The sequence below is a fragment of the Streptomyces subrutilus genome, assembly GCF_001746425.1.
GTDB lineage: Bacteria > Actinomycetota > Actinomycetes > Streptomycetales > Streptomycetaceae > Streptomyces > Streptomyces subrutilus_A.
This window is the reverse complement of record NZ_MEHK01000001.1, coordinates 2,114,110-2,136,234: the sequence shown is the minus strand read 5'-3', so window position 1 is coordinate 2,136,234 and position 22,125 is coordinate 2,114,110. Positions and strand designations below refer to the sequence as shown.

General features: G+C 73.8%; 25 protein-coding genes. 13 read left to right on the top strand and 12 right to left on the bottom strand.

All coding sequences use genetic code 11. From position 1 onward, the window contains the following. Nucleotides 1–474 precede the first annotated feature (474 nt). Complete coding sequence (locus BGK67_RS38810; protein WP_167739564.1) at nt 475–642, top strand: hypothetical protein; 168 nt, start codon at nt 475–477, stop codon at nt 640–642. Nucleotides 643–726: 84 nt separating this feature from the next. Then, nucleotides 727–2,019 (top strand): DUF1906 domain-containing protein, encoded by a 1,293-nt coding sequence (locus BGK67_RS10640; RefSeq protein WP_069919847.1) that lies wholly within the window; start codon nt 727–729, stop codon nt 2,017–2,019. Here the strand turns inward: BGK67_RS10640 and BGK67_RS10635 are convergent. Together BGK67_RS10635 and BGK67_RS10630 are read right to left on the bottom strand one after the other, a co-directional pair. Beyond that, nucleotides 2,012–2,530 carry a pyridoxamine 5'-phosphate oxidase family protein gene (locus BGK67_RS10635; protein WP_069919846.1) on the bottom strand — a complete coding sequence of 173 codons (519 nt, stop codon included), beginning with the start codon at nt 2,528–2,530 and terminating at the stop codon, nt 2,012–2,014. The two genes, BGK67_RS10640 and BGK67_RS10635, sit on opposite strands and share 8 nt — an antisense overlap. A gap of 37 nt (nt 2,531–2,567) precedes the next feature. Next, complete coding sequence (locus BGK67_RS10630; protein ID WP_069919845.1) at nt 2,568–3,296, bottom strand: vWA domain-containing protein; 729 nt, start codon at nt 3,294–3,296, stop codon at nt 2,568–2,570. A gap of 153 nt (nt 3,297–3,449) precedes the next feature. Here BGK67_RS10630 and BGK67_RS10625 point away from each other — a divergent pair, with 153 nt between their 5' ends. Further along, on the top strand, nt 3,450–4,181 hold the full coding sequence (locus BGK67_RS10625) for an SDR family NAD(P)-dependent oxidoreductase (RefSeq protein ID WP_069919844.1): 732 nt from the start codon (nt 3,450–3,452) through the stop codon (nt 4,179–4,181). Between the two features lie 25 nt (nt 4,182–4,206). Continuing rightward, the gene (locus BGK67_RS38805; protein ID WP_167739563.1) at nt 4,207–4,380 is read left to right on the top strand and encodes a hypothetical protein; all 174 of its coding nucleotides are present in this window, start codon (nt 4,207–4,209) and stop codon (nt 4,378–4,380) included. Nucleotides 4,381–4,413: 33 nt separating this feature from the next. Here BGK67_RS38805 and BGK67_RS10620 read toward each other — a convergent pair whose 3' ends face one another. Further along, a complete protein-coding gene (locus tag BGK67_RS10620) occupies nt 4,414–4,869 on the bottom strand; it encodes a hypothetical protein (protein ID WP_069919843.1) in 456 nt (151 codons plus the stop codon). 117 nt (nt 4,870–4,986) lie between these two features. On the opposite strand from BGK67_RS10620, the gene BGK67_RS10615 reads away from it, so the two are divergent. Continuing rightward, nucleotides 4,987–5,715, top strand: a complete 729-nt coding sequence (locus BGK67_RS10615) for a class I SAM-dependent methyltransferase (protein ID WP_069919842.1) — start codon at nt 4,987–4,989, stop codon at nt 5,713–5,715. 32 nt (nt 5,716–5,747) lie between these two features. Here BGK67_RS10615 and BGK67_RS10610 read toward each other — a convergent pair whose 3' ends face one another. Both BGK67_RS10610 and BGK67_RS10605 read right to left on the bottom strand, forming a co-directional pair. Beyond that, a complete protein-coding gene (locus BGK67_RS10610; RefSeq protein ID WP_069919841.1) occupies nt 5,748–6,851 on the bottom strand; it encodes an acyl-CoA dehydrogenase family protein in 1,104 nt (367 codons plus the stop codon). Next, on the bottom strand, nt 6,851–7,996 hold the full coding sequence (locus BGK67_RS10605; protein WP_069919840.1) for an acyl-CoA dehydrogenase family protein: 1,146 nt from the start codon (nt 7,994–7,996) through the stop codon (nt 6,851–6,853). Before BGK67_RS10605 ends, BGK67_RS10610 begins: the two co-directional genes overlap by 1 nt. 128 nt (nt 7,997–8,124) lie before the next feature. Here BGK67_RS10605 and BGK67_RS10600 point away from each other — a divergent pair, with 128 nt between their 5' ends. The 5 genes from BGK67_RS10600 (at nt 8,125) to BGK67_RS10580 (ending at nt 13,001) form a co-directional block, all read left to right on the top strand. Next, on the top strand, nt 8,125–8,907 hold the full coding sequence (locus BGK67_RS10600; RefSeq protein ID WP_069919839.1) for an SDR family oxidoreductase: 783 nt from the start codon (nt 8,125–8,127) through the stop codon (nt 8,905–8,907). A gap of 50 nt (nt 8,908–8,957) precedes the next feature. Then, nucleotides 8,958–9,608: a TetR/AcrR family transcriptional regulator gene (locus tag BGK67_RS10595; RefSeq protein ID WP_069919838.1), complete on the top strand. Its 651-nt coding sequence runs from the start codon at nt 8,958–8,960 to the stop codon at nt 9,606–9,608. A 17-nt stretch (nt 9,609–9,625) separates the two neighbouring features. Continuing rightward, nucleotides 9,626–10,783, top strand: coding sequence for an acetyl-CoA C-acetyltransferase (locus BGK67_RS10590; protein WP_069919837.1), 1,158 nt, complete (start codon nt 9,626–9,628; stop codon nt 10,781–10,783). A 236-nt stretch (nt 10,784–11,019) separates the two neighbouring features. Then, complete coding sequence (locus BGK67_RS10585; RefSeq protein ID WP_008743912.1) at nt 11,020–11,223, top strand: cold-shock protein; 204 nt, start codon at nt 11,020–11,022, stop codon at nt 11,221–11,223. 101 nt (nt 11,224–11,324) lie between these two features. Continuing rightward, on the top strand, nt 11,325–13,001 hold the full coding sequence (locus BGK67_RS10580) for a DEAD/DEAH box helicase (RefSeq protein ID WP_069919836.1): 1,677 nt from the start codon (nt 11,325–11,327) through the stop codon (nt 12,999–13,001). 62 nt (nt 13,002–13,063) lie between these two features. On the opposite strand, the gene BGK67_RS10575 is transcribed toward BGK67_RS10580, so the two are convergent. Genes BGK67_RS10575 through BGK67_RS10555 form a run of 5 tightly spaced genes read right to left on the bottom strand, consistent with a single transcriptional unit; the run spans nt 13,064 to nt 17,493 of the window. Beyond that, entirely contained in the window at nt 13,064–13,996 is a 933-nt protein-coding gene (locus tag BGK67_RS10575; protein WP_107488796.1) for a tyrosine-protein phosphatase, read from the bottom strand. Nucleotides 13,997–14,026: 30 nt separating this feature from the next. After that, the gene (locus BGK67_RS10570; RefSeq protein ID WP_279628669.1) at nt 14,027–15,115 is read right to left on the bottom strand and encodes an NAD(P)H-dependent flavin oxidoreductase; all 1,089 of its coding nucleotides are present in this window, start codon (nt 15,113–15,115) and stop codon (nt 14,027–14,029) included. Between the two features lie 34 nt (nt 15,116–15,149). Next, nucleotides 15,150–15,896 (bottom strand): CoA-transferase subunit beta, encoded by a 747-nt coding sequence (locus BGK67_RS10565; protein ID WP_107488795.1) that lies wholly within the window; start codon nt 15,894–15,896, stop codon nt 15,150–15,152. Continuing rightward, the gene (locus BGK67_RS10560; RefSeq protein ID WP_069919834.1) at nt 15,893–16,747 is read right to left on the bottom strand and encodes a CoA transferase subunit A; all 855 of its coding nucleotides are present in this window, start codon (nt 16,745–16,747) and stop codon (nt 15,893–15,895) included. Before BGK67_RS10560 ends, BGK67_RS10565 begins: the two co-directional genes overlap by 4 nt. After that, the gene (locus BGK67_RS10555; RefSeq protein WP_069919833.1) at nt 16,744–17,493 is read right to left on the bottom strand and encodes an enoyl-CoA hydratase family protein; all 750 of its coding nucleotides are present in this window, start codon (nt 17,491–17,493) and stop codon (nt 16,744–16,746) included. Before BGK67_RS10555 ends, BGK67_RS10560 begins: the two co-directional genes overlap by 4 nt. A 56-nt stretch (nt 17,494–17,549) precedes the next feature. Here BGK67_RS10555 and BGK67_RS10550 point away from each other — a divergent pair, with 56 nt between their 5' ends. Both BGK67_RS10550 and BGK67_RS10545 read left to right on the top strand, forming a co-directional pair. Then, nucleotides 17,550–18,314 carry an SDR family oxidoreductase gene (locus BGK67_RS10550; protein ID WP_069919832.1) on the top strand — a complete coding sequence of 255 codons (765 nt, stop codon included), beginning with the start codon at nt 17,550–17,552 and terminating at the stop codon, nt 18,312–18,314. A gap of 1 nt (nt 18,315) precedes the next feature. After that, on the top strand, nt 18,316–19,224 hold the full coding sequence (locus BGK67_RS10545; RefSeq protein ID WP_069919831.1) for an SDR family oxidoreductase: 909 nt from the start codon (nt 18,316–18,318) through the stop codon (nt 19,222–19,224). A gap of 41 nt (nt 19,225–19,265) precedes the next feature. On the opposite strand, the gene BGK67_RS10540 is transcribed toward BGK67_RS10545, so the two are convergent. Both BGK67_RS10540 and BGK67_RS10535 read right to left on the bottom strand, forming a co-directional pair. After that, on the bottom strand, nt 19,266–19,943 hold the full coding sequence (locus BGK67_RS10540; protein ID WP_069919830.1) for an HAD family acid phosphatase: 678 nt from the start codon (nt 19,941–19,943) through the stop codon (nt 19,266–19,268). A gap of 174 nt (nt 19,944–20,117) precedes the next feature. Further along, nucleotides 20,118–21,008, bottom strand: coding sequence for a hypothetical protein (locus BGK67_RS10535; protein ID WP_069919829.1), 891 nt, complete (start codon nt 21,006–21,008; stop codon nt 20,118–20,120). Nucleotides 21,009–21,160: 152 nt separating this feature from the next. Here BGK67_RS10535 and BGK67_RS10530 point away from each other — a divergent pair, with 152 nt between their 5' ends. Further along, on the top strand, nt 21,161–21,913 hold the full coding sequence (locus BGK67_RS10530; protein ID WP_244291184.1) for a serine protease: 753 nt from the start codon (nt 21,161–21,163) through the stop codon (nt 21,911–21,913). The last annotated feature ends 212 nt before the right edge of the window (nt 21,914–22,125 follow it).

Below are 22,125 nucleotides of genomic sequence, written 5' to 3'. Positions count from 1 at the left end.
GTACGGGTACTTACCCGCGAGTATGGGCTCATGGTCCATAACGGTCCACGCTCACGGCGAGCCGTCGTCTCCGGCAGGGGAGGTCGCCCCCGTGCGTGTGGATCAGGAACCGTTGGAGCTGGTGGGCGACGACCGCCTGGGCTCGGTGGTACGGGTCGCCGCGGCCGCCGGGCTCCGGGAGGAGGCCCTCGCCGTCGCCGACGCGGTCGGCGGGGAGCAGCGGCTGCGCATCGCCCGGCTTGACGAGCCCGAGCCGGCCTCACTCGTGCGGGTGACGCACGACGCCGGGCTCCGGGAGAGGCTGCTGCCGCTCGTCGCGCTGCCCGACCAGCAGGACCGGCTCGCCGTGGCCCGGCCGGAGCCCCTGCGCGACCCCGAGGTGCTGGCCGGGGTGGTACGGGCGGTCGTGGCGACCGGGCTGTGGGGCGCGTTCCGGCCGCCGGCCGGCCTACTGCCCGCCGACGGCGCAAGCTGGTGGCCGACGCCGCCGCCGGGCTCGGCGACGAGGAGCTGGACGCGCTCCGGGAGGTCGCGGAGCGGGACCTGTGGGAGCAGGCCCTGCCCCTCGTCGAGCTCATGGACGACACGGGCAGGCAGCGCGTCTTCGCCCTCCCCGCCTTCCGGGACCAACCGCACACCTAGGCCGCCCGCGATAGGCCGTACGGACCATCTGCGGGGCTCCTCGCCGAAGTTGAGGGGCCCCGCCGTCTGGTAACTATCCGGATCATGGCCCCCATCCGAACGCTGCTGAGCGGCCTCCTCGGCGCTGCCCTGCTGGTCCCCGTACTCCCCGCGGCGACGACCGCCGCCGCCGACGCGCGCACCGTCGACTATGGCGGCCTGCGCCTCGCCGTCCCCGCCGACTGGCGGATCGTCGACCTCGACCGCGAGCCCGGCGCCTGTCTGCGCCTCGACCTGCCCACCCTGTACCTCGGCCGCGCCGGCACCCAGAGCGAATGCACCGGCCGGGCGGCCGTCAGCCGCGCCGACACGCTGCACCTCGAACCCCTCGACGGGGCCCCGAGGCGCGCCGACATCCCCACCCTCGCCGTGCACTTTGGCACCACACTTCCCGAGGCCCCGCCCCGGACCGACAGCAACGAACTGCGGTACGCCCTGCTGCGGCCCGGCGTCATGGCCACCGTCTCCTACGGGACCGCGCCCGACGCCGTACGCCGGGTCCTGGCCCACGCCCGCGCGGTGCCCGCCGGCGCCCCCGCGGCCCCCGCGGCGCCCCCCGCCGAGCCCGCCGCCGACGGCGCGGAGCCCCGCAACGCCCAGGAGGCCTTCACCGGCGAGGGCTTCGACGCCTGCACCGCCCCCACCCAGAAGGCCATGGACGCCTGGCGCGCCGGTTCCCCCTTCCGGGCGGTCGGCATCTACATCGGCGGCCGCGCCCGGGCCTGCGCCCAGCCGCAGCTCACCGCCGACTGGGTACGGCGGCAGGCCGAGGCGGGCTGGCACCTCATGCCGATCTGGGTGGGCCCGCAGCCCTGGAACAGCGCCAGCACCGGCTTGTCCACCGACCCCGCCGAGGCCGACGGCCAGGGCCGGTCCGCCGCCGACGGAGCGGTGGCCGCCGCCGCGTCACTGGGCCTGCCCGCGGGCACGGTGCTGTACAACGACCTGGAGAACTACTCCGACCGCCAGACCTGGGACGCCCCGGTCGTCGCCTACCTGAGCGCCTGGACGCTCCGGCTGCACGAGCTCGGCTACCGCTCCGCCGCCTACGTCTCGGCGGGCTCCGGGGTCAAGGCGCTGAGCGCCCACCACGACCAGGCTCCCGAGGCCATGCCGGACGTGCTGTGGGTCGCCCGCTGGAACGGCGCGGCCTCGGTCGCCGACGCCGACATGGGCCTGTCCGCCGGCACCCCGCAGTGGGCGGGCCGGCGCCGCGCCCACCAGTTCCGGGGGGACCACGACGCGACCTACGGCGGGGTCACCATCAACATCGACCGCAACTGGGTCGACGTGGACCCGTCCGCCCTGGGGGCCGGGGGCGTCTTCCAGCTCAGCTAGGACCGGCCGGCGGGTCCTCGCGCGCGGGCTCGTCGTCGTCGCCCCGGCGGATCGTGCGCAGGCCGCCCGCCGGGGTCCACGACCGCAGGACCAGCTCGTCGCCCTCCACGCCGACGCGGACGACCTCCGTCAGCTCGGCGTGGAAGAGGTGGAAGGGGTGCGGGCTCTCCGTCTCCTCCGCGTACCGGTGCAGCTCGGGCGGGTCCACCAGTTCCACCGCGCGCCCGCAGACCCGCACGTCCCCGTCCGGCATCGTCTCTCCCGCGCCCGGATTGGTGTGCAGCGCGAAGCGGGGGTCGCGCTGGAGGTCGCGGGCCTTCATCGAGCCCGGCATCATGCCGAGCCACAGCTCCCCGCCGCGGATGTCGACGTTCAGCCCGGCCACGCGCGGGGAGCCGTCCTTGCGCAGGGTGGCCAGGACGTGGTGCGGGTACTGCGCGAAGCGGGCCCGAACCGCCGCCGCGAACTCCGGCTCCGCCTTCTCGAACGCTGCCCAGTTGTTCGTCGTCATGCGTCCATCAAAGCGCGGGTCCCCGGCCCCCGCCGCTTCAGACGCGCACGATGCCCGCGCCGCGGGCCGCCGCCAGCCAGGCCGGGAACTCGCCGAGCAGGCGGTCGTACAGCTCCGGGTCGGGGACCGTGCGCGGATCCGGGCCCGCGTGGAAGTAGCCCGCGTTGTCCACGACGCGTCGGGAGGGGACCGGCAGTTCGTCCAGTCGGCGCAGGAAGTCGAACTGAGCGCTGCGCGTGTTTCCGAAGCCGATGAACTGCCAGAAGAGGGGTAGGCGGGCCGCCTTGCACAGGTACTTCTCCGCCGCGTGCTTGTTGACCGGTCCGCCGTCGGTCTGGAAGACGACGAGGGCGGGGTGTGCGGACCCCGAGTCCAGGTAGTGGTCGATCACGGCGTCCATCGCCGCGTGGTAGGACGTCTTGCCCATGTGGCCGAGGCGCGAGGCGATCTCGGTGACCCTCCCCTCGTAGCCGGCGAGGGAGATCTCCTCCAGTGCGTCGATGTCCGTGGAAAAGAAGACCACCGGCACCGCGGCGTCGTCGTCCAGGTGCGCGGACAGCCCCAGCACCCGGTCGGCGAGGGCCTGAACGCTGCCGTCCTCGTAGTACGGGCGCATCGACCCGGAGTAGTCCAGGACCAGATAGACCGCCGCGCGCCCGCCCTCCAGGCCGTACTTGCGCAGGGAGATCCCGGCGCTCTTGTACAGGCTCACGAGAGCCGGAGCCGTCTCCTCCACCGTGCGGAGGCTGATCGCACTGCCCGTCATGACGCCGAGGCTACGGGTGCCGGCCGGGCTCCGCGGCCAGTACGGCGAGGCCGGTCCACGACCGGGCCGCGCAGCGGGCCTTCCTCCCGCGATCTGTGACTGCTAGACATATGCCTGATTGAAAGGTGGGCGCGGGAGAGGTGGGGTGGAACCGTGGGTGTCTCCCTCGAGGGAAAGGTCGTCGTCATCACCGGCGCCGGGCGCGGCCAGGGCGCGGCCGAGGCGCGGCTGTGCGCGGAGGCGGGGGCGCGGGTCGTCGTCACGGACGTACGGGAGGAAGAGGGCCGGGCGGTGGCCGCGGAACTCGGCGACCAGGGGCTGTACGTGCGGCACGACGTGGCGGACGCGGACGGCTGGGCGGCGGTCGTCCGGGCGGCGGTGGCGGCCTTCGGCACGATCTCGGCGCTGGTCAACAACGCGGCCCTGTGGCGCACGGCCCACGTGGAGCGGCAGCGGCTCGACGAGTTCGAGGCGCTCCTGCGGGTCAACCTGCTGGGCCCCTTCCTCGGCATCCAGGCGGTGGCGCCGGTGCTCCGGGCCGGCGGGGGCGGCTCGATCGTCAACATCTCCTCGACGGCCGGACTGGTCGGGATACCGGGCCACGCCGCCTACGGCTCCACCAAGTTCGCCCTGCGCGGGCTGACGCGCTCGGCGGCACTGGACCTGGCGGCGGACCGGATCCGGGTCAACTCGGTGCACCCGGGCGCCATCGACACGCCGATGGTGGCCGGCGCGGTCGAGGGCCGGGACTGGTCGCACGTGCCGCTGGGGCGGATGGGGCGGCCGCGGGAGGTCGGGGAGCTGGTCCTCTTCCTGTGCTCGGACGCGTCCTCGTACGTGACGGGCACGGAGTTCGCCGTGGACGGCGGCATGACGGCGGGGTGACCGCCGGCGGGCGGTGTCCGCACCGATGGACCTGCCGGCCGGCGCACGCCTGGCGATCACCGTATATGCCGACGCCCCGGCCTGGGCCCTCGGCAAGCGCCCGGCCGAACCGCGCTGGGAGGCGGCCGGCACCGCCGCGCTCCTCCTGCTCCGGACGGCCGCCCTGGCCCGCCTCTCCCTGCGCCGCCCCCGCGAGTGACCCGGCCGACCCCCGCGGGGGCGGGACCGGCGGCTACTTGATCGTGTAGGAGCAGCCCTTCGTCGTCGTGACGCCGTCGCTCTCCGCGACCTTCTTGCCGTCGACCTTGATGACGCACGGGGCCTGCTGGAGCTTGCCGTCGGCGCCCGTGATCGTGCCCGGAACCACGTTCACCAGGTAGCCCACCTTCTGCTCCGCGGCGGTGAGTTCGACCGTGCCGGACTTCGTCCACGGCAGGGTCTGCTGCTCGAAGCCGCTGTCGACGCCGCTGTACATGACCGCCGTCTTGCCCGTGCCGCCGACCTCCAGGGTCACCTCGTGGGTCGCGCCGCCGCTCTTGGCCGCCGGCGCGGACGACGCGGGGCTCTGGGAGGCCCCCGGCTTGCCGTTGTCCGCCGCCGGCTTCGGGGTGTCGCTTCCGCAGCCGGTGAGCAGTACCGCCGCTGCCGCCGCGGCGCCCAGCGCCGTCCCGGTCGTCGTCCTTCGCATGGTTCCCGTACCTCGCCGTTCGTCGTTCGTCGTTCGTTCGATCAAGGGGATCCCATCACATCCCCTGCACGTCACACACGTTGGCGCCGGGACGCGGTGGTCGAGAACATTGGCCGCATGACGAAACGCGCCCGGTCCTTCGACGCCGCCGCCGCCCTGTACGCCGCGAACCGGCCCGGCTATCCGCCCGCCCTCTTCGACGCGGTCGAGGAGCTCGCCGGGCGCCCGCTCGCCGGGGCGCGGGTGGCCGATGTGGGAGCGGGGACCGGGATCGCCACCGGGCTGCTGCGGGCCCGCGGGGCCGAGGTCCTCGCCGTGGAGCCGGGGGACGGGATGGCCGCCGAGCTCCGGCGGGCCCACCCGGGGATCCCGGTCGTACGCGGGGACGGCGACCGGCTGCCGCTGGCGAGCGCCGCCTTCGACTTCCTCACCTACGCCCAGGCCTGGCACTGGACCGACCCCGCCCGCTCCGTCCCCGAGGCCCGCCGCGTGCTGCGCCCCGGTGGCGCGCTCGCCCTGTGGTGGAACGACCTGGACCTGTCGGTGCCGTGGATCGCCGCGCAGGACGCCCGGATCCGGGAGGCGGTGAAGGAGATCGGGCTGCCCTCACGCGAGTCCCTGGAGGGGGCCGAGTTCACCACCCGCGAGGTCCGCTGGTCTCGGCGGATCCCCCTGGACGCCCACCTCGCCAACCAGGCCAGCCACTCCGCGTTCCTCCTCCTCGGCGAGGCCGGCACCCGGGAGTTCACGGCGGCCGAGCGGGAGCGGCTGCTGCCCCTGTTCCCGGACGGCACGATCGAGGAGTCCTACGTCGTCACCCTCCGCGTGGCCCGCATCGGCGCGTGAGGGCGCTGCCCGGGCGCTCGGCCGCGCGGGGACTACCGCTCCCGCGCCTGGAGGACCGCCGCCCGGCAGGCCGAGGGCGTGCCCCACGCGTCGCGCAACGGGCGGGCCTTGCGCAGCCACAGCGACAGGTCCAGCTCCTGCGTGTAGCCGACCGCCCCGTGCAGCTGGAGGGCCGTGCGCGCCGCCGCGTATGCCGCCTCGCCGGCGGTGAGCTTGGCCGCGGCCACGTCCCCCGCCTTCGTCGACAGCGCCGCCGCCCACAGCAGGGGCCGGGCGAACTCCAGCCCGAGCAGGGTGTCCGCCAGCCGGTGCTTGACCGCCTGGAAGGACCCGATCGGCGCCCCGAACTGCGTGCGCTGCTTCGCGTACTCCACCGTGGCGGCCAGCAGCGCCTCGCCGACGCCCAGGCACTGGGCCGCCGTCAGCAGCCGCGCCCAGCGGGCGGCCGTCTCCGCCGCCGCCGTCACGGCCGGCCCCGAGGCGAGAAGCTCCCCGCCCGCCGGCACCGAAAGCCTGCGGGCCGGATCCAACGAGCCCAACACGGCCCAGCTACCGGCGCCTGCCGGACCGGCCGCGCCTGCGGCCCCCGCCGTACCTGCCGTACCCGCCGGGCCGACCGCGTCTGACGTACCCGGCCCGCCTGCGCGGCCGAGCGCGCCCGCCGTACCCGCCCCGCCCGCGGCCAGGCGGAGTTCGCCCTTCGCCGAAACCGTGAAGCAGTACGTCGCCGCGTCCGCGTCCAGGGCGTACGGGCTCCCGCCCGGCAGGGTCAGCGTGGCCGAGGCCTCGCCCGCGGCCAGGCCCGGGACGAAGCGCTTCGCCGGCCCCTGGTCCCCCAGCTCGGACAGGAGCACCGACGCGGCCGCCGTCTCCACCACCGGCCCCGGCACCCCGGCCCGGCCCAGCTCCACGAAACCGAGCGACAGCTCGAGCGGCAGCAGGCCCACGCCGTCGCAGTCCTCCCGCGCGGCCAGCGCGAACAGGCCCGTACCGGCGAGGCGGGACCACAGGGCCCGCCCGGGCCCGTGCTCGCCGACCACCCAGGCCCGTACGGCGGCCGGCACGTCCGCCGCGCCCAGCAGCGCGCGCAGCGTCCGCGCGAAGTCCGACTGCTCGTCGGTCGGCAGGAAGCGCATCAGCGGCGGCCCTTCGGAAGGCCGAGCAGCCGCTCGGCGATGATGTCGCGCTGGATCTCGTTGGTCCCCGCGTAGATCGGCCCCGCCAGCGAGAACACCCACGGCTCGGCCCACGCCCCCTCCGCGAGCTCCGCGTCCGCGCCCAGCAGGTCCAGCGCCGTCTCGTGCAGGGCGATGTCGTACTGCGACCAGAACACCTTGTTCAGGCTGGACTCGGCGCCGATCGAACCGCCCGCCGCGAACCGGGAGGCACCGGCCCAGGTGAACAGCTCGTAGGCCCGCGCCCCGACCACGGCGTCCGCCACCCGGTCCCGCAGCGCGGTGTCGGACCGGTCCCCGGCCGCCTGCCACAGAGCGACCAGCCGGTCGGCCGCCGCCAGGAACCGGCCGGGGGAGCGCAGCGTCAGCCCCCGCTCGTTGCCCGTCGTCGACATCGCGATCCGCCAGCCCTGCCCCGGCTCGCCGATCACGTCCTCGTCCGGTACGAAGACCTCGTCCAGGAAGAGCTCCGCGAAGGCGGGCTTGCCGTCCAGACGGCCGACGGGCCGCACCGTCACCCCCGGCGCCCGCAGGTCGAACATCAGATACGTGAGCCCCTGGTGCGGCTTCGGCGCGTCCGGGTCGGTGCGGAAGATGCCGAAGGCGCGGTCCGCGAAGGCCGCCCGCGAGGACCAGGTCTTCTGCCCGGACAGCAGCCAGCCGCCCCCGGTGCGCACCGCCCGGGAGGTGAGCGAGGCCAGGTCGGAGCCCGACTCCGGTTCCGACCAGGCCTGCGCCCAGATCACCTCGCCGCTCGCCATCGGCGGCAGCACCCGCGCCCGCTGCTCCTGGCTCGCGTGGTCGAAGAGGGTGGGGGCGAGCAGGCTGATGCCGTTCTGCGAGACGCGGCCGGGCGCGCCCGCGGCCCAGTACTCCTCCTCGAACACCAGCCACGTGACGATGTCCGCACCCCGGCCGCCGTACTCCTCGGGCCAGGACACCGCCGACCAGCGGTCCGCGTGCAGCATCCCCTCCCACTCCCGGTGCGCGGCGAAGCCCTCCGCCGTCTCCAGGGAGGGCAGGGGCGAAGCGGGAACGTGGTCGGCCAGCCAGGCCCGGGCCTCGGCCCGGAAGGCCGCGACCTCCGCCGTCTGGGTGAGGTCCATCAGGTGCCCGCCTCCTTGAACGCCCGCGCGGAACGCTCCGCGCAACGTCGCGGGGAGCGCCTTGCGCGCTTCCCTAACAAGTGTTTGATAGGTTAACGTGCGGCCATGAGCAGCGTCGAGGAGTTCGCGTGAACGGGCCCCCCTACACCCCCGGCCACCACCTGCTGAAGGACCGCACCGCCGTCATCACCGCTGCCGCCGGAGCCGGGATCGGCGGCGCCACCGCCCGCCGCTTCCTGGAGGAGGGCGCCCGGATCGCCATCGGCGACGCCCACGCCCGCCGCCTGGGGGAGACCGAGAAGGCGCTGGCCGCCGAGTTCGGGGCGGACCGCGTCACCGCGCTGCCCTGCGACGTCACCGACGAAGAACAGGTGCGCGCCCTGTTCGCGCACGCCGAGCAGGCCCACGGCGGCCTCGACATCGTCGTCAACAACGCCGGCCTCGGCGGCACCGCCGACCTCGTCGACATGACCGACGACCAGTGGTCCCGCGTCCTCGACGTCACCTTGAACGGCACCTTCCGCTGCACCCGCGCCGCGCTGCGCTCCCTGCGGGCGGCCGGCCGGGGCGGGGTCGTCGTCAACAACGCCTCCGTCGTCGGCTGGCGCGCCCAGACCGGCCAGGCCCACTACGCCGCCGCCAAGGCCGGCGTGATGGCCCTGACCCGCTGCGCGGCGCTGGAGGCCGCGGCCTTCGGCGTACGGGTCAACGCCGTCGCGCCCAGCCTGGCCATGCACCCGCACCTGGTGAAGGTGACCAGCGAGGAGCTGCTCGCCGAACTCACCGCCCGCGAGGCCTTCGGCCGGTACGCCGAGCCCTGGGAGGTCGCCAACGTCATCGTCTTCCTGGCCAGCGGCTACTCGTCGTACATGACGGGCGAGACCGTGTCGGTCAGCAGCCAGCGCGCCTAGGGGTGCGCTGTGGATCAGGCCGCCGCGGCGTCTGGCGCCACAATGGGCGCGTGCCTACGAACAAGTCGACGAACCAGCCGACGGCCGCCCCGGCCCCCAAGAAGAAGCCGCAGGTGACGCCCTCGCCCGAGCGGCGCCGCGAGCTGCTGGACACGGCGGCCGAGGTCTTCGCCGCCCAGGGCTACAACGCCACCACCGTCCGCAAGATCGCCGACGCCGCCGGGATGCTCGCCGGCAGCCTCTACTACCACTTCGATTCCAAGGAGTCGATGCTCGACGAGATCCTCTCCGCCTTCCTCACCGAGCTCTGGGAGGGCTACGACACCGTCCTGGCCGCCGGCCTCGGCCCCCGGGAGACCATCGAGGCCCTGGTCACCGAGTCCTTCCGGGAGATCGACCGGCACCGCGCCGCCGTCGCGATCTACCAGAAGGAGTCCCGCACCCTCTCCGCGCAGCCCCGCTTCCACTACCTGTCCGACTCGCAGCAGAAGTTCGAGAAGGCCTGGCTGGGGACGCTGGAGCGGGGGGTCGCCGCCGGCGTCTTCCGCGCCGACCTCGACATCCGCCTCACCTACCGCTTCGTACGCGACACGGTGTGGGTGGCTGCCTCCTGGTACCGGCCGGGCGGCCGGCACAGCCCCGAGGAGATCGCCCGGCAGTACCTGTCGATGGTGCTGGACGGGATCGCCGTACGCCCCTGAACCGTCAAGGAGTCGCCATGCCCGAGGCCTACATAGTCGAAGCCGTCCGCACCCCCGTCGGGAGGCGCGGCGGCGGCCTGTCCCAGGTCCACCCCGCGGACCTCGGCGCGCACGTCCTGAAGGCGCTCGTCGAGCGGTCGGGGGTGGACCCGGCCGCCGTGGAGGACGTGGTCTTCGGCTGTCTCGACACGGTGGGGCCGCAGGCCGGGGACATCGCCCGCACGGCGTGGCTCGCGGCCGGGCTGCCGGAGGAGGTGCCGGGGGTCACCGTCGACCGCCAGTGCGGCTCCTCGCAGCAGGCGGTGCACTTCGCGGCGCAGGGCGTGCTCTCCGGCACCCAGGACCTGGTGGTCGCGGGCGGCACCCAGAACATGTCGATGATCCCGATCGCCTTCGCCTCCCGGCAGGCCGCCGAGCCGCTCGGCCTCGCCGAGGGCCCCTACGCGGGATCGGCCGGCTGGCGGGCCCGGTACGGCGACGCCCCGGTGAACCAGTTCCACGGCGCCCAGCTGATCGCCGAGAAGTGGGGGATCTCGCGGCGCGACATGGAGGAGTTCGCGCTGCGGTCCCACCGGCGGGCGGTCCGCGCGATCGACGAGGGACGTTTCGCCCGGGAGACGGCGGCCTACGGGGACGTGGCGGCCGACGAGGGCCCGCGCCGGGACACCACCCTGGAGAAGATGGCGGGCCTGAGGCCCGTGGTCGAGGGCGGCACGATCACCGCGGCCGTCTCCTCCCAGGTCTCGGACGGCGCGGCGGCCCTGCTGATCGCCTCCGAGCGGGCGGTACGCGAACACGGCCTGCGGCCGCGGGCCCGCGTCCACCACCTCTCGGTCCGCGGTGAGGACCCCATCCGCATGCTGTCGGCCCCGATCCCGGCCACGGCGTACGCGCTGAAGAAGGCCGGCATGGCGCTGGCCGACATCGACCTGGTGGAGATCAACGAGGCCTTCGCCCCGGTGGTCCTGGCCTGGCTGAAGGAGACCGGGGCCGACCCGGAGAAGGTCAACGTCAACGGCGGCGCGATCGCCCTGGGCCATCCGCTGGGGGCGACCGGCGTGAAGCTGATGACGACGCTGCTGCACGAACTGGAGCGCACCGGGGGCCGGTACGGCCTCCAGACCATGTGCGAGGGCGGCGGCCAGGCCAATGTGACGATCATCGAACGGCTGTAGAACCGCTGGAGCCGGGCCCGGACCGGGGGGACGGGACGGGCCTTGCGGACATTCGGGACGCAGGTCACATCCGCCGTCCGACACGGCCGCGCGGAGGTGTGCTAGCTTAGAGCTCGTTGCAGTTGTGGTACCCATGAACTTTATGTGCGCCTGACGGGAATGTTCCTCAGGCGTTTTTATTGTTTTTGCCGGAGTCTCCGGATGGGGCCCTTGCCGCCTATTCAGGAGATTCAAAAATGGCACTTGGCACCGTGAAGTGGTTCAACTCGGAAAAGGGCTTCGGCTTCATCGAGCAGGACGGTGGCGGTCCGGACGTGTTCGCCCACTACTCGAACATCGCCACCCAGGGCTTCCGTGAGCTCACCGAGGGCCAGCGCGTGTCCTTCGACGTCACCCAGGGCCAGAAGGGCCCGCAGGCGGAGAACATCCTCCCCGCCTAAGTTTTCCAGCATGCCGGGGCCCGCACCGCGAGGTGCGGGCCCCGACTTGTCTGCTGTCTCGACTTTTGTTGTACCTGCCGGTTTCAGGAGGGCTTTCTCGCATGACCAGCTCCAGCTCCGCACGACCCAGCCGCCGCCCCACCCGGGGCCGAGGTGCGGCCCAGGGACGTCCGAAGGCTGGCGCGGGACGGCAGAAGTCCGCCCCCGCCCCCCGCCCGCAGGAATTCACCATGCCCGAGCCTGCCGCCCCGGCGCTGCCGCCGGTCGCCGCGTTCGAGGACATGGACATGCCCGAGGCGCTGCTGAAGACCCTCGCCGCCCAGGGCGTCACCGAACCCTTCCCCATCCAGGCCGCCACGCTGCCGAACTCCCTCGCCGGCCGCGACCTGCTCGGCCGCGGCCGCACCGGCTCCGGCAAGACGCTGGCCTTCGGCCTGGCGCTGCTGTCCCGTACCGCCGGCCACCGCTCGCAGCCCAAGCAGCCGCTCGCCCTGGTCCTCGTACCGACCCGTGAGCTCGCGCAGCAGGTCACCGACGCCCTGGCCCCGTACGCCACCGCCGTCAACCTGCGCATCGCGACCGTCGTCGGCGGCATGTCGATCAACCGGCAGTCGGGCGCCCTGCGCCGCGGCGCCGAGGTGCTCGTCGCCACCCCCGGCCGTCTGAAGGACCTCATCGACCGGGGCGACGCAGACCTCTCGCAGGTCGCGATCACCGTCCTGGACGAGGCCGACCAGATGACCGACATGGGCTTCATGCCGCAGGTCACCGCCCTGCTCAAGCAGGTGCGGTCCGACGGCCAGACCATGCTCTTCTCGGCCACCCTCGACAAGAACATCGACAAGCTCGTCAAGATGTTCCTGCACGACCCGGTCGGCCACTCCGTCGACCCGTCGGCCGGCGCGGTCACCACGATGGAGCACCACGTCCTGTACGTCATGGACGAGACCGACAAGAAGGCCGTGGCGACGCGTATAGCCGCTCGCGACGGCCGGGTGATCATGTTCGTCGACACCAAGCGCGGGGTCGACCGCATGGTCAAGAAGCTCCTCGCGGACGGCGTGCGCGCCTCCGGCCTGCACGGCGGGCGCTCGCAGCCCCAGCGCAACCGGACCCTCGACTGGTTCAAGACCGGCGAGGTCACCGCACTGGTCGCCACCAACGTCGCGGCGCGCGGCATCCACATCGACGACCTCGACCTCGTCGTCAACGTGGACCCGCCGAGCGACCACAAGGACTACCTGCACCGCGGCGGCCGCACCGCCCGCGCCGGCGAGTCCGGCAGCGTGGTCACCCTGGTGCTGCCCGACCAGAAGCGGGACATGACCCGCCTCATGTCGGACGCCGGGATCTTCCCGCGCACCGCGCAGATCAAGTCCTCCGACGAGGAACTGGCCCGGCTGACCGGCGCCAAGGAGCCCTCGGGCATCCCGGTGGTCCTCGAGGTGCCGCAGCAGGCCGCGCCCAAGCCGCGCAGCGGCTCCGGTTCGGGCTCCGGCTCGCGCCGCCGCTCGGGCGGTCCCCGTACCGCTGCCGCCACGGGCGGCGCTCCGGCTGCCGGCGGCCGCGGCCGCCGCTCCGGCGGCGGGGGCTCCGCGCAGGCCCCGGCGGCCTCCGGTTCGGGCCAGGCCCGCCGCGGCCAGGGCAGCGCCGGCGGGGCCGGCGGCTCCGCGGGCCAGGGCAGGCGTACCGGGGGCGGCGCCTCCGGTGGCGCGGCCGCCGCTTCCGCGCGCAGCCGGGTCGGCTCCGGGGGACAGGGCCGCCGCCGCGCGGTCTGACCGCAGTCACGCACCTCGACGCCGGGCCGCGCTTCGCGCACGGCCCGGCGTCGTCGTGTCCGCTAGCGGACCATCTTCTTCTGCAGCCGCGCCAGCGTCCGCAGGTCCAGGCCGAGGCCGTCCGTCAGGTAGCCGTAGAAGCTCCCGTAGTCGGCCTCCAGCCGCGCCGTCGCGGAGGCCAGGTAGTCCTGGCGGACCTCCTGCAGCGGGATCAGCAGGTCCGGGTTCTGCATCCGCCCGGACTGCTTGAGGCCCGCCCGCAGCTGGGCGTCGTACGCGGCGCGGAAGGTGTTCGACGCCAGGTAGTCGCGCTCGGCGGAGGACTCCGGGACGGCCAGCGCGCGCAGCAGCACGTAACTCACCCAGCCGGTACGGTCCTTGCCCGAGGTGCAGTGGTACAGGAGCGGGCCCTGCCCGCCGTCCGCGATCTCCCGCAGCGTCGCCGCGAACTGCGCCCGGTTCTCGGGGCTGGTCACGAAGGTGCGGTAGATGTCGCGCATGTAGGCCTCGGCGCGTCCCCCGCCGAGCATCTGCTCCTGCTTGACGGGGTCGCCGCTGGAGATCGCGCCGACGAGCGTCCCGTACAGGCCGAGGTCGCTGACCGGGCGCGAGGTGGGGGAGAGCCCGGGCGGCAGCTTGTCGGCGCCCTCGTACTGGAGCTCCATCGGGATGCGGAAGTCGACGACCTTCGTGAGGCCCAGACCGGAGACGGCGGTGACGTCCGCGGGGGTCAGCTTGCTCAGCGCGTCGGAGCGGTAGACCAGCCCCTGGCGGACCTGGCCGCCGGTGTAGGTGCGGTAGCCGCCGATGTCCCGGACGTTGACGGCGCCTTGCAGGGGGATCTGGCGGATCGTTTCCGCACCCCACGGGTGGTGGAAGCCCGCGCTGGACGCGGGCGCCGGGTCGGCGGCGGTGGCGGAGGCGGCGGGCAGGGTCCCGATGGCGAGGGCGGCCAGGGCCGCCGCGGTCGCCAGGCGGATTCGGGCACGGCTCATGGAGTCAACTCCCGTGACGGAGAAGGGGGATCACCCTGGTGGTGGCAGGGCGCGGAGCGAGTGCAGTGCTTCGAGTGCCTGTTGTGCCTCGGCCATGACGCGGGAGACGAGCTCCGCACAGGACGGGAGATCCTCGATCACGCCCGCGACCTGGCCCGATGCCATGACACCGAGGTCCGTACGGCCCTCGACCATGGACGCCTTGAGGAGCATGGGGGTGTTCGCGGCCAGCAGCACCTGGCTCCACGACAGGTCCTTGCCGTGCTTCATGGCCAGACCGTCGCGCACCATCTGCGGCCAGCTCAGCCCCGACAGCTTCCGGAAGCCTGCCGCGTGCCGCACCGCCCGCGCCAGCGCCCGCGCCCGGCCCGCCCGCTCCAGCGAGTCGACCAGCTCGGTGCGCAGCATCCGGTGCGGCAGGCCGTCGACGGCCGTGGTGACGGTGACGTCCTTGACCGCGGCCTTCAGGTACTCGGCCTTGACCGCGTCCGGGACGGTGGAGTCCGAGGTCAGCAGGAAGCGGGTGCCCATGGCGACCCCGGCCGCCCCGTACGCGAGCGCCGCGACCAGACCGCGGCCGTCGCGGAAGCCGCCCGCCGCGACCACCGGGATGTCCACGGCGTCCACGACCTGGGGCAGCAGCACGGTCGTGGCCACGTCCCCGGTGTGCCCGCCGCCCTCGCCGCCCTGCACGATCACCGCGTCCGCGCCCCACGCGGCCACCTTCTCGGCGTGCCGCCGGGCCCCGATCGAGGGGATGACGACCACCCCCGCGTCCTTGAGCCGCGCGATCAGCTCCCTGGACGGCGCGAGGGCGAAGGACGCCACCCGCACCCCCTCGTCGATGATCAGCTGGGCCCGTTCGGCCGCGTCCCCGGCGTCCGCACGCAGATTGACCCCGAAGGGGGTCCCCTCCGGCACCCGGGACCGGACCTCCCGGACCGCCGACCGCAGCTGCTCCAGCGTCATCGTCGCCGAGGCCAGGATCCCCAGGGCCCCCGCGTTGGCCGCGCCCGACACCAGCCGGGGTCCGGCGACCCAGCCCATGCCCGTCTGCACGATCGGGTGCGCCACCCCGACCAGCTTCGTCAGCGCCGTCTCCATCCGAGGCGTCTGCATCGTCGGTGTCCGCGTCCGCGGCGTCCCCATCGGATCAGACCCGCACTTCGCGGTCGCGCAGGTTCTCCGGGTCGATGACCTCGCGGATCAACCGCAGCTCCTCGTCGGCCGGCTCCCGCGTGTACGGGACCTCGTCGGCGGCGGTCAGGTCGAAGCCGGTGGCCGCCCGGACCTGCTCGACGGTGACCCCGGGATGGACCGAGACCAGCCGCATCGAGTGGCCGGGCCCCGTGAAGTCGAAGACGCCGAGATCGCTCACCACCCGGGGGAGCCGGTGGAAGCGGGTCACCCCGGCCGCCTCGGCGCGGTCGTAGCCGACACCGCTGACCATGTCGACCCGCTCGACGAACACCCGGGTCGAATGCCTGGGCACCCAGTAACTCACCGGGTTGTTCAGCGTGTTGACCGGAGCCCCGCGCACTCCGAGCAGCTGGCGGGCGGGGCGCTCCCAGTCGCCGATGCAGGAGATGTTCTGGTTGCCGAAGCGGTCGATCTGACTGGCGCCCATCATCACGTGCCGCCTGCCGCCGGTGACCATCGTCAGGTGGCGGCGGTAGGGGAGCCAGCCCTCGGCCGCGCCGTCCAGCCCGACGAGCATCGCCTCGCCGTCGGTCAGCAGCAGGTCGGGCGAGAAGGTCCGCTTCGCCAGCCGGGCGCCGAAGGACGGGACCAGGCCCATCGGGCTGGCCAGGACCTCGCCGTTGTCGCGCCACGCCTCGGCGCACGCGATCACGCAGTACTCGGCCCGGGTGGCCGGGAGAAGAGGGGTACGAGCGGTCACTTCTGCTGCTCCTCGTGCCAGGTCCGGACGGCGGACTGGTAGTCGTGCTCGCTCGCCCCCGAGAGGAAGCGCTCGGCGAACTCGGGCCAGGGGGTGGTCGCGTACAGCTTCTGGAAGGCCTCGTCGCGCTCGTAGTCGGGGACGCAGGAGGTGAAGTGCGCGCCGCCCGGCGTCTCGACGACCCCGGTGACGGAGTGCCGGCTGACCAGGAGCGACTGCGGTGGACCGGCCTTGGCGAGCTCGGCGGTCTCCACGAGCTGCTCGCAGGACACGTACGCGGCGTCGGCGGCCTCGCAGAACAGGTCGTCGAAGTACGGGTCCGGGCCCAGGTACTGGGCGTTGCCGAGGCGGTCGGCGCGGTTCAGGTGCACCAGGGCGGCGTCCATGCGCAGGGCGGGGACGGCGACGAGCTCCTCGCCGTCCTCGTACGGGGAGGCCACGGTCCGCAGCTCCGGGTTGACCCGCATCACGTCGGAGCCGAGGCCGGCCCGCACGGGCAGGAAGGGCAGCCGGTTGGCGGCGGCGTGCAGGCCCCACATGAACATGGCCTCGTCGAGCTCGGTCAGGGTGAAGGCGGCGCGTTCCCGGGCGGCCCGGAAATGCGGCTCCAGCGGGATCGAGTCGAGCGTGGCGAAGGGGGCGACGAGCCGGCGGATGCGGCCCGCGGCGGCCAGCAGCCCCACGTCGGGGCCGCCGTACGAGATCACCGTGAGATCGGTGACCTCGGACCGGAGCAGCGCTCTCACCAGGGCCATGGGCTTGCGCCGCGAGCCCCAGCCGCCGATGCCCAGGGTCATCCCGCTGCGCAGCTGCCCCACCACCTCTTCGGGGGTCATGCTCTTGCCGGTCATGAACTCGCTCCCTTCCCGAAGGTGTCGCGGACCCGGTCGGCGACCCCGCTGAGGTTGGCCTCGAAGGTGAAGCCCTGCTCGAAGCGGTAGCTGCGGCGCACGTCCACCGGGTCGATGCCGTTGATGGCCGCCTTGGCCAGCCGGATCAGCGAGCCGTCCTTGCGCGCGATCTCGGCGGCCAGCTCCAGGGCGGCGGCCCGCAGCCCCTCGCGGGGGACCACCTTCCAGACCGAGCCGTGCGCGTGCAGTTCGGCGGCGGTCGCGGTGCGTGAGGTGTAGTACAGCGCGCGCATCAGGTGCTGGGGCACCAGGCGCGCCAGGTGGGTGGCGGCGCCGAGCGCGCCCCGGTCCAGCTCGGGCAGGCCGAAGGTGGCGTCGTCGCTGGCCACGATCGCGTCGGCGTTGCCGGCCAGGCCGATGCCGCCGCCCAGGCAGAACCCGTGCACGGCCGCGACCACCGGCACCTCGCACTCGTAGACGGCGGCGAAGGCCTCGTAGCAGCCCCGGTTGGCGCCGATGAGCGCGGTGTGGCCGGTGTCGCGCTGCACCTCCTTGATGTCGACACCCGCGTTGAAGCCCCGGCCCTCGGCGGCGAGGACGACACAGCGGACCTCGGGGTCGCGGCCGGCGGTGCGCAGGGCGTCGGCGAGGTCGTACCAGCCCTGCACGGGAAGCGCGTTGACGGGCGGGAAGTCGACTGTGACGAGTGCGATGCCCTTGTCCGGGCCGGAGGTGGAGACACCCATGAGAGGATCAGCTACCTTTCCACCAAACATTTGTTAGGTGAGGAAGGTAGCAGCCCATGGAGCTCGACGGGAGGGTCGTCGTCGTCACCGGCGGAACCCGGGGCGTCGGTGCCGGCATCGCCCGGTCGTTCCTCGGCGCCGGCGCCGAGGTCGTCGTCTGCGCGCGGCGGCCGCCGCGGGAACCCGTGTCGGCGGACGGCCGCGAGGCGTCCTTCACCGCCGTCGACCTGCGCGATGCGGCGGCCGTGCGGCAGTTCTTCGGAGCGGTCGCGGACCGGTACGGGCGCCTGGACTGCCTGGTCAACAACGCCGGCGGCACCCCGTACCGGCTGCTCGGGGAGGGCGAGGCGCAGTGGCACGCCAGGGTCGTCGAGCTGAACCTGCTGGCGCCGATGACGGCCTCCCTGGCCGCCCATCCGTGGCTGCGGGAGGCGCGCGGCTCGGTGGTCATGATCGGCAGCGTCAGCGGCACCCGGCCCTCGCCCGGGACCGCGGCGTACGGGGCGGCGAAGGCGGGGCTGGAGAACCTGGCCCGCTCGATGGCCGTGGAGTGGGCCCCCGAGGTGCGGGTCAACTCGCTGGTCCTCGGCATGGTGCGGACCGAGCTGGCGCACCTGCACTACGGCGACGAGGCCGGGGTCGCGGCGGTCGGCGCGACCGTGCCGCTGGGGCGGCTGGCGGAGCCCTCGGACGTGGGGGAGGCGGCGGTGTTCCTGGCCTCCGGCCGGGCGGGGTACGTGAGCGGGGCGAGCCTGCTCGTGCACGGGGGCGGGGAGCGCCCCGCGTTTCTGGATGCGGCAACCGTCAACAAGGAGGGCTGAGATGACCCGTATCGCCGAGGGGCGTGTCGTGATCGTGACGGGCGCGGGGCGGGGGCTGGGGCGGGCCCACGCGCTGGCGTTCGCGGAGCAGGGCGCCAAGGTGGTGGTCAACGACCTGGGGGTGGGCCTGGACGGGGTGCCCGGGCCGCAGTCCCCGGCCGGGCTGGTCGTCGCCGAGATCCGGGCTGGGGGCGGGGAGGCGGTGGCGCACGGCGGGGACATCGCGACGGGCGAGGGGGCGTCCTCGCTGGTGCAGTGCGCGGTCTCGGCCTTCGGCCGGCTGGACACGCTGGTCAACAACGCCGGGTTCCTGCGGGACCGGATGCTGGTGAACCTGGAGGAGGACGACTGGGACGCCGTCATGCGGGTGCACCTGAAGGGGCACTTCCTGCCGCTGCGGGCGGCGGCCGCGTGGTGGCGGGCGGAGGCGAAGGCGGGCCGGCCGGTGGCCGCGCGGGTGGTCAACACCTCGTCCGGCGCGGGCCTGTCGGGCGCGGTGGGGCAGGGCAACTACAGCGCGGCCAAGGCCGGGATCCTGGGGCTCACGCTGGTCGCGGCCGCGGAGATGGGCCGGTACGGGGTCCAGGTCAACGCGATCGCCCCGGCCGCGCGGACCCGGATGACGGAGCAGGTCTTCGCGCGGACCATGGCCGCGCCGGCTGCCGGGGAGTTCGACGCGATGGCCCCGGAGAACGTCTCCCCGCTGGTGGTGTGGCTCGGCTCCGAGGCCTCGGCCGGGGTCTCGGGCCGGGTCTTCGAGACGGAGGGCGGTCGGATCACGGTGATGGAGGGCTGGCGGCCCGGCCCCACCGCGGACCGGGGCGCCCGCTGGACCCCGGCCGAGGCGGGCGAGGCCGCGCTGAAGCTCCTCGCGGCCGCGGAGCCGCCGCAGCGGGTGTACGGGACGTGAGCCCCGGTCCGGCCCCCGGGGCCGGACCGGGGCACGCCGGGTCAGGAGAGCTTGCCGCCGTAGTCCGGCAGCTTGACGGTGAGCTCGGCGTGGCCGCCGACCAGGTCGCTCTGCTTGTTCCCGATGTTCGCGATGATCGTGTAGCCGCGGGCCTCGATCTCGGCGCGCTTGCCGGTCTTGTACGCGCTGACCTCGTCGAACAGGTCGGGCAGGTCGCGGACGTACAGGCCGGAGACCGGGTAGCCGACCGACCTGAGGTTGTGCTCGGTGAGCGAGTAGATGATCCCGGGGCGGGCGGTGACGAAGAAGATCGCCACACCGCGCTCGTCGGCGTACCGGGTCAGCTCGCGGACCTTGGAGATCGCGGGGGTCGGGAACGTCCAGAACCAGTGGAAGTCCGTCTCCAGCGAGCTGTTGTCGATGTCGAGCACGATCGCGGGCTTCTCGCCGGCGGGCGAGGCGGCGATGCGCCGCTCGATGGCCGGGCGGGCCGCGTCGATGGCGGTGGCCACGTCCCGCTGCCAGGTGGCGTAGTCGATGCCGAGGATGGCCGCGTTGCCGCCGGGGGCGGAGGCCGAAGCCGATGCGGTGACGGCGGCCGGGGCCGGGGCCTGTGCCGCCTCGGCGGCGGTGGCGGGCAGCAGGGTCAGGACGGCGGCCGCGACGGCCGCGCCGGCGGCGGCGGTGCGGGTCGTGCGGGTGCGGCGGGTGCTGAGCATGTGGGGGCGCTCCTGGGGTCGCATTTGACATGGACGCGACCAGAATTGGCCAGATCCGCCCCCCTGTCTACTGGCCGGTAGGAAACTTTTTGTGGCCGGGCGGTGAATCGCGATGGATCAAGGCGGATCACGCTGAACAGAGCCGTGCAGAGGTCAACTCCGGCCGCAGGGGCCTCAGGTGACGCACTCCAGCACCGTGCGGCACAGTCCGCACCGGGCCCTGAGCGGCCCGCGCACCGGCAGCCGCAGCCGCTGTCCGCACACCGGGCACGGGAAGTTCACCAGCGGCCCCGACCCGCCGGGCTCGAAGCGGTACGCCGACCCGTCCGGCGGGGGAGCCCCGGTGCGCAGGGCCTTCGCGTACCGGCGCCGGGCCTGCGCGGGCGCCTCGGCGAGCGGGGGCCGGCGCCGCTCCCGCCCGGCCAGGTCGCGGCCGCGCACGTAGGCCTCGTACGCCTGCGGGCTGCTGAACCACGTGGACGGGTCCTCGCCGAACAGGGCGGCCCGGCGCGCCAGGACGTAGCCGAACTCCTCCGGGGTGAGGTAGCCGAGCTTCTGGTGGGTGAGCGCGTCCTCGCGGTAGGCGTCGAGCAGCAGCCAGCCGGCGCCGAGGAAGGCGGCGGCGGTGTCGGTGAGGATCTCGTTCTCCGCAGTGGTGGCCAGGCGCAGGTCCAGGCGGTGCAGCAGGACGTGCGCCACCTCGTGGGCCAGCGCGGCCGCCAGGTCGCGTCGGTGCGCCCGGAAGCGGTCGTTGACCTCGACGAAGTACTCGGGGCCCGCGGTCAGTTCCACCGTCGCCGCGTCCCGCATCGGCCGGAACGCGACCACCATGCGCGCGTCGGGCAGCCGCAGGGCGCGCACCATCGCGGAGGCCACCCGGTGGGCGCCCAGGTGCAGGTCCTCGTCCCGGCCGAAGGCCGCGTCCGCCGGGGCGAAGCTCGTGTCATAGGCCCGGATCCCCTCGGGGGACAGCCGGCGGAACAGTGCGGTGATCGAGGCGCGGACCGTCTCGAGGTGTGGAAATCCGTGCTGCACCGGGTTGCTGCGCCTGCTGTTCTCCGTCATGCCGCCCCCTGGGCGAGAAGTTGTCCGAAAACACGTTCTTGATGTCCGCCATACATCGGATGTGTCATGGACGTGTCATTCACCCAATGACGCGCACAGCCCAACCCCCCACGAAAGGCAGTGTGTTGACTGTGTCTACCCTCGTGCGGTTCATGAAGCGCACCCTCGTCGTCGGCGCCGTCGCCCTCGCGGCCGTCAGCCTCCAGCCCTCCACCGCCAGCGCCGGCCCCGCCCCCGTCGTCGGCGGCACCCGCGCCGCCCAGGGCGAGTTCCCCTTCATGGTCCGCCTCTCCATGGGCTGCGGCGGCGCCCTCTACACCCAGCAGATCGTCCTCACCGCCGCCCACTGCGTGGGCAGCTCCGGCAACAACACCTCCATCACCGCCACCGCCGGAGTCGTCGACCTCAACAGCGCCAGCGCCATCAAGGTCAAGTCCACCAAGGTCCTGCGGGCCCCCGGCTACAACGGCACGGGCAAGGACTGGGCCCTCATCAAGCTCGCCAAGCCCATCAACCTGCCCACTCTCAAGATCGCCGAGACCAAGCAGTACGACAACGGCACCTTCACCGTCGCCGGCTGGGGCGCCACCCGCGAGGGAGGCGGCCAGCAGCGCTACCTGATGAAGGCCACCGTCCCCTTCGTCTCCGACGCCAGCTGCCAGGCCTCGTACGGCAGCTCCCTCGTCCCGAGCGAGGAGATCTGCGCCGGCTACGCCCAGGGCGGCGTCGACACCTGCCAGGGCGACTCCGGCGGCCCCATGTTCCGCCGGGACAACGCCAACGCCTGGATCCAGGTCGGCATCGTCAGCTGGGGCGAGGGCTGCGCGCGGCCCGACTACCCCGGCGTCTACACCGAGGTCTCCACCTTCGCCGCCGCGATCAAGAGCGCCGCGGCGAGCATGTAGCACCCGCTCCACCCGCCTCGCCCGCGTCACCCCCTGGTCCTCGTCCTTCCGGCCGGGCACGAACCGGCCGGAAGGGCGAGGCCGCGCGCCCCGTAGGTACGTATCGTCGCCAGGAGTACCGACCGACGGTCCCGTGCGCGGTCGCGGGCCCACGCGCGCACCGGTCCCACGGGAACGAAGCGCAGGCGGCAGCGGGCGACAGCGGGGCAGGC

Bases quoted from the DNA above. Each gene is read 5' to 3' on its own strand.
- BGK67_RS10550 (WP_069919832.1), top strand. From the start codon at position 17,550: ATGGAGCTCGACGGGAGGGTCGTCGTCGTCACCGGCGGAACCCGGGGC.
- BGK67_RS10605 (WP_069919840.1), bottom strand. From the start codon at position 7,996: ATGGACCTCACCCAGACGGCGGAGGTCGCGGCCTTCCGGGCCGAGGCC.
- BGK67_RS10545 (WP_069919831.1), top strand. From the start codon at position 18,316: ATGACCCGTATCGCCGAGGGGCGTGTCGTGATCGTGACGGGCGCGGGG.
- BGK67_RS10540 (WP_069919830.1), bottom strand. From the start codon at position 19,943: ATGCTCAGCACCCGCCGCACCCGCACGACCCGCACCGCCGCCGCCGGC.
- BGK67_RS10530 (WP_244291184.1), top strand. From the start codon at position 21,161: ATGAAGCGCACCCTCGTCGTCGGCGCCGTCGCCCTCGCGGCCGTCAGC.
- BGK67_RS10610 (WP_069919841.1), bottom strand. From the start codon at position 6,851: ATGCGCTTCCTGCCGACCGACGAGCAGTCGGACTTCGCGCGGACGCTG.
- BGK67_RS10640 (WP_069919847.1), top strand. From the start codon at position 727: ATGGCCCCCATCCGAACGCTGCTGAGCGGCCTCCTCGGCGCTGCCCTG.
- BGK67_RS10620 (WP_069919843.1), bottom strand. From the start codon at position 4,869: ATGCGAAGGACGACGACCGGGACGGCGCTGGGCGCCGCGGCGGCAGCG.
- BGK67_RS10570 (WP_279628669.1), bottom strand. From the start codon at position 15,115: ATGCAGACGCCTCGGATGGAGACGGCGCTGACGAAGCTGGTCGGGGTG.
- BGK67_RS10615 (WP_069919842.1), top strand. From the start codon at position 4,987: ATGACGAAACGCGCCCGGTCCTTCGACGCCGCCGCCGCCCTGTACGCC.
- BGK67_RS10560 (WP_069919834.1), bottom strand. From the start codon at position 16,747: ATGACCGGCAAGAGCATGACCCCCGAAGAGGTGGTGGGGCAGCTGCGC.
- BGK67_RS10590 (WP_069919837.1), top strand. From the start codon at position 9,626: ATGCCCGAGGCCTACATAGTCGAAGCCGTCCGCACCCCCGTCGGGAGG.
- BGK67_RS10585 (WP_008743912.1), top strand. From the start codon at position 11,020: ATGGCACTTGGCACCGTGAAGTGGTTCAACTCGGAAAAGGGCTTCGGC.
- BGK67_RS10555 (WP_069919833.1), bottom strand. From the start codon at position 17,493: ATGGGTGTCTCCACCTCCGGCCCGGACAAGGGCATCGCACTCGTCACA.
- BGK67_RS38805 (WP_167739563.1), top strand. From the start codon at position 4,207: ATGGACCTGCCGGCCGGCGCACGCCTGGCGATCACCGTATATGCCGAC.
- BGK67_RS10580 (WP_069919836.1), top strand. From the start codon at position 11,325: ATGACCAGCTCCAGCTCCGCACGACCCAGCCGCCGCCCCACCCGGGGC.
- BGK67_RS10635 (WP_069919846.1), bottom strand. From the start codon at position 2,530: ATGACGACGAACAACTGGGCAGCGTTCGAGAAGGCGGAGCCGGAGTTC.
- BGK67_RS10575 (WP_107488796.1), bottom strand. From the start codon at position 13,996: ATGAGCCGTGCCCGAATCCGCCTGGCGACCGCGGCGGCCCTGGCCGCC.
- BGK67_RS10630 (WP_069919845.1), bottom strand. From the start codon at position 3,296: ATGACGGGCAGTGCGATCAGCCTCCGCACGGTGGAGGAGACGGCTCCG.
- BGK67_RS10535 (WP_069919829.1), bottom strand. From the start codon at position 21,008: ATGACGGAGAACAGCAGGCGCAGCAACCCGGTGCAGCACGGATTTCCA.